A 3,978-nucleotide genomic window follows, 5' to 3' on the forward strand; every position below is an offset into this window, starting at 1 on the left:
CCCCGCCGGGCAGGCCGCGCAGCACGGCCTCGGCCTCGGCGGCCACCGCGACGACGACGAGCAGCCGGGCCCGTGCGGGGCCCGACTGCTCGCCCTGGCCGTCGGCGACGGCGTGCGCGGTCATCGCCGGACCGTCAGCTGTTGTCCTTGCTGTTCAGCTGGAAGTACCAGACGGCGATCGGGGCCTCCTGGTTCGGGTCGCCCTCGACCACGGTCACCACGGTCTTGCCGCTGGAGTTCAGCAGCTTGCCCGCCGCCTGGGCACCGGACCAGGTCTGGCCCTTGGAGGCCGAGAACAGGCTGTAGCGGCCGCCCTGGTTGGCCGAGCCGCCGTTGGTGAAGGCCCACCAGCCCGTGTCGGCCACGTTCGGCGAGACACCGACACCGACCCGGTCGCTCCCCACGACGTCCGAGGAGGGCAGCGTGCCCGCCTTCAGCGCCTTGGTCGCGTCCTCCTGGCACTGCTGCTGCTGGTCCTCGGTGAGCGGGCTGCCGCCGTTCCAGCACAGCGGCTGTGCGACGACCGAGGAGTTGCCGACCGTGAGCGTGGCCTGGTGGGAGATGTGCTCGGTCTGGCCGGCGGCGATGGCGACGGAGGTGCCCACCGTGGCGGCGCCGACCACGACGACGGCGCCGAGGGCGGCGATGGCACGGGAATTGAGGCTCATACGTCAGAATCTACCGGGCCTGGTCGGTCACGCGACGCGGGGGTCGGCACCGCGTGTTGCAGGCCCGCTCCGGTCAGGCCACCCTGGGTGCCGTCGGGTGCCGCCGCAGGCCCACCCGGAAGAGCGAGCGCAGCGTCCACAGCAGCACCAGGGCGACCACCCCGGCGGCGATCGACAGGCCCACCTTCCCGTTCAGCGGCAACAGGATGCCGACCGCGCCGCCGGCCACCCAGGACAACTGCATCAGGGTCTCCGAACGGGCGAACGCCGAGGTCCGCACCGTCTCCGGGACATCCCGCTGGATCAGGGCGTCCAGCGAGAGCTTGCCCAGCGAGGCCGCCATCCCGGCCACCCCGGCGACCAGAGCCACCGTCACCACGCCGTACCAGAGGGCCGCCGACGCCGTCGCGCAGGTCGCCATCAGCAGCATCGCGGTGACCGTCGCCTCCGGGCCCCGGGTGCGCAGCCAGGAGCCGAGCACCGAGCCCAGCGCGTTGCCCGTCCCGGCGGCCAGCGCCACCAGGCCCAGCGCCGCCGTCGGCTGCAGCCCGCCGACCGGCTCCTCCCGCAGCAGGAAGGCCAGGAACATCACCAGGAAGCCGACCAGCCACTTCATCGCCGACATCGCCCGCAGCGCCAGGATCACCGAGGGGCCGACCGTGCGCAGCGAGGCCTTGACCGGCGACGGCCTGTGGTGGATCAGGTGCGAGCCCTCGCCGTGCACCTCGGCGTGCAGGACGGCGCGCTGCTCGCCCTTGGCGGAGTCCACCGCGGGCGGCAGGTGGAAGGCCATCAGGGTGCCGATCACGAACACCAGGAAGGCGCCGCGCAGCGGCCAGCCGGGCCCGATCAGGTGCAGCAGCCCGCCCACCCCGGCCGCCACGCCGGTGGCCAGCAGCCCGGCCAGGGTGACCCGGGAGTTCGCCCTCACCAGGGACAGCCGGCTCGGCAGCAGCCGGGGCACCACCACGCTGCGCACCACGCCGTAGGCCTTGGACGCGACCAGCACGCCGAGCGCCGCCGGGTAGAGCGCGATGCCGCCGCCGACGATCACCCCGGCCATCGTCCAGGCCAGCACCGCGCGGGCCAGCATGGCCATCGCCATGGCCGCCCGGCGGCCGTGCGGCAGGCGGTCCAGCAGCGGGCCGATCACCGGGGCCAGGAGGGCGAACGGGGCCATCGTGATCAGCAGGTAGAGCGCGACCCGGCCGCGGGCCTCGCCGGTGGGCACCGAGAAGAAGATGGTGGAGGCCAGCGCGACGGTGATCAGCATGTCGCCGAAGGAGTTGAGCGCGTGCAGCTCGATCAGCTTCGCGAGACCGGACTCGCCCGCGCCCTCGGCGGCGGTGGCCCGGCGGATCCGCCGGCCGGTGCCGTGCACCACCTTGCCGGTGCGGGAGCCGGCGGCGGAGGCGGTGCGGATCAGGAAGTGCCGGCGGGGCTCGGGGGCCTCCACCTCGTCCGGCTCCGGCAGGGCCCGGTCGGGGGCGTCCAGGGCCACGGCCTCGTGCAGGTCCACGGGGGCCGCGGACGCCTCGGGGGCGCCCGCCGGCTGCGGTTCGTCCGCGCCGGGGACCGGAGGCTGCTGTCGCAGCACGGCGTCCGTCCGGTCGGGGCTGCCGGCTTGCGGGGCGCGCAGTACGTGCTGCGACGGGTCATGGTCCGCCACAAGCCCATCCTGCCCCAGAATCGCCGAGCCGACGCGGGACCGGACTCCGTTCGGCGCGGCCCCGGAACGGCCGTGTCCGCCCCGGACTGTGCCGGGGCACCGACCGGCGGGTAGCCTGCCCAGGGTCGACCCGCCGGGGCGCCGGGGCGCCGGCAGGCCGGTCGAGCGGCGCGGCCGGTACCCGAGGGGGCTCCCGGTCGCGCAGAATGGACGAGGGACACCAAGCCGCGACGGAACAGGCAACACGCCGTGGGCGACAGAAGAACTGGGAGAGAATCGACGCCGTGAGTGCTGCGATGCGAAGCCGTACCCCCGACCGGCTCTGTGCCGAGGCCGTCGAACTCGCCCGCCGGGCAGCCGAGGAGGCCGTCGGGGCGGAGGCCGTCGGGCCGCACCTCGGCGTCCAGGCGGACGCCGACCGCGTCGTCACCCACACCTTCGAGTGCTTGGACGCGGCCTACCGCGGCTGGCACTGGGCGGTCACCGTCGCCCGTGCGCCGCGCGCCAAGAACGTCACCCTGGACGAGGTCGTGCTGCTGCCCGGCGACGACGCGGTCCTCGCCCCCGAGTGGGTGCCGTGGAGCGACCGGCTGCGCCCCGGCGACATGGGCCCGGGCGACCTGCTGCCCACCGGCGCCGACGACCTGCGGCTGGAGGCCGGCTGGAGCGGCGAGGACGAGCCCGCGCCGAACTCCGCGGTCGCCCTGGCGGACGACGAGGACCTGGTCGTCACCGACCCGCACGTCCAGCCCGCCCCGGCCCGTGCCCGGATCAACGCCGTCGCCGAGGAGCTGGGCCTCGGCCGCAGCCGGGTGCTCTCCCGGCTCGGCCTGCACCTGGCCGCCGAGCGCTGGGAGAAGTCCCACGGCTCGCAGACCGCGATGGCGCAGGCCGCCCCGGCCTCGTGCGCGAGCTGCGGCTTCCTGATCCCGATCGGCGGCTCGCTCGGGCAGGCCTTCGGCGTGTGCGGCAACGAGTTCGGCCCGGCCGACGGCCAGATCGTCTCCTTCGCGTACGGCTGCGGCGGACACTCCGAGGCGGCCGTCATCCCGGCTCCGCCGGCGCCGTCCGAGCTGATCCTGGACGAGCTGGTGGTCGAGCCGCTCCCGCTGCACCCGGACCGCGCCTCCGGCTCCGTCGAACCCGACGCCCCGGCCGAGGAGCTCGGCCACTCCTGAGCCCGGGGGCCCGTCCTCAGGCCCCAGGCTCTCGCGGCCCGCCCGGTGACCGACCGGCGCGGGCCGCGGCGCTTTCCGGGCCCCTGCGCGGCCGTCCGTCGGGCCGTGGGCGACGGTCTGTGGTCGGGAGCAGTCAGTGGGGCAGGGAAGAATGCCCTACGACGAACAGGGCAGCGGAAGGCGGCAGGTCCAGTGGAACCTCGGATCATCGGCAGCGGCACGGACGAGCACCTCGCGGACCCCTTCGGCAGCGCCGCGCTGCGCCGGCGGGTGCTGGACGCCTGGGCCGCCTCGCCGGCCCGGTTCCGGGAGGACGCCAACGCCGAGGAGGAGCTGGCGCTCGGCGGCTACCGGGACCGCCTGGTGGTCGAGTTGGCGCAGAACGCGGCCGACGCCGCGGTCCGGGCCGGCCACGGCCCCGGCCGGCTGCGGCTGACCCTCGCCGACGGCGTGCTCGCCGCCG

The 3,978-nt window shown here is 75.5% G+C and carries 4 protein-coding genes; 2 read left to right on the top strand and 2 right to left on the bottom strand.

Annotation, left to right across the window (positions count from 1 at the left end; genetic code table 11):
• Positions 1-134: 134 nt before the first annotated feature.
• Positions 135-668 carry a hypothetical protein gene (locus tag KS423_RS40245; RefSeq protein ID WP_224284685.1) on the bottom strand — a complete coding sequence of 178 codons (534 nt, stop codon included), beginning with the start codon at positions 666-668 and terminating at the stop codon, positions 135-137.
• A 73-nt stretch (positions 669-741) separates the two neighbouring features.
• Complete coding sequence (locus KS423_RS40250) at positions 742-2,091, bottom strand: MFS transporter (RefSeq protein ID WP_374120135.1); 1,350 nt, start codon at positions 2,089-2,091, stop codon at positions 742-744.
• Between the two features lie 542 nt (positions 2,092-2,633).
• On the opposite strand from KS423_RS40250, the gene KS423_RS40255 reads away from it, so the two are divergent.
• Together KS423_RS40255 and KS423_RS40260 are read left to right on the top strand one after the other, a co-directional pair.
• Complete coding sequence (locus KS423_RS40255; RefSeq protein ID WP_224284688.1) at positions 2,634-3,515, top strand: DUF3027 domain-containing protein; 882 nt, start codon at positions 2,634-2,636, stop codon at positions 3,513-3,515.
• 192 nt (positions 3,516-3,707) lie between these two features.
• Positions 3,708-3,978, top strand: a 271-nt coding sequence (locus tag KS423_RS40260) for a hypothetical protein (protein WP_224284686.1), incomplete at its 3' end; no start/stop codon positions are given.

This window comes from Streptomyces sp. LS1784 (assembly GCF_020103755.1).
Lineage (GTDB): Bacteria > Actinomycetota > Actinomycetes > Streptomycetales > Streptomycetaceae > Kitasatospora.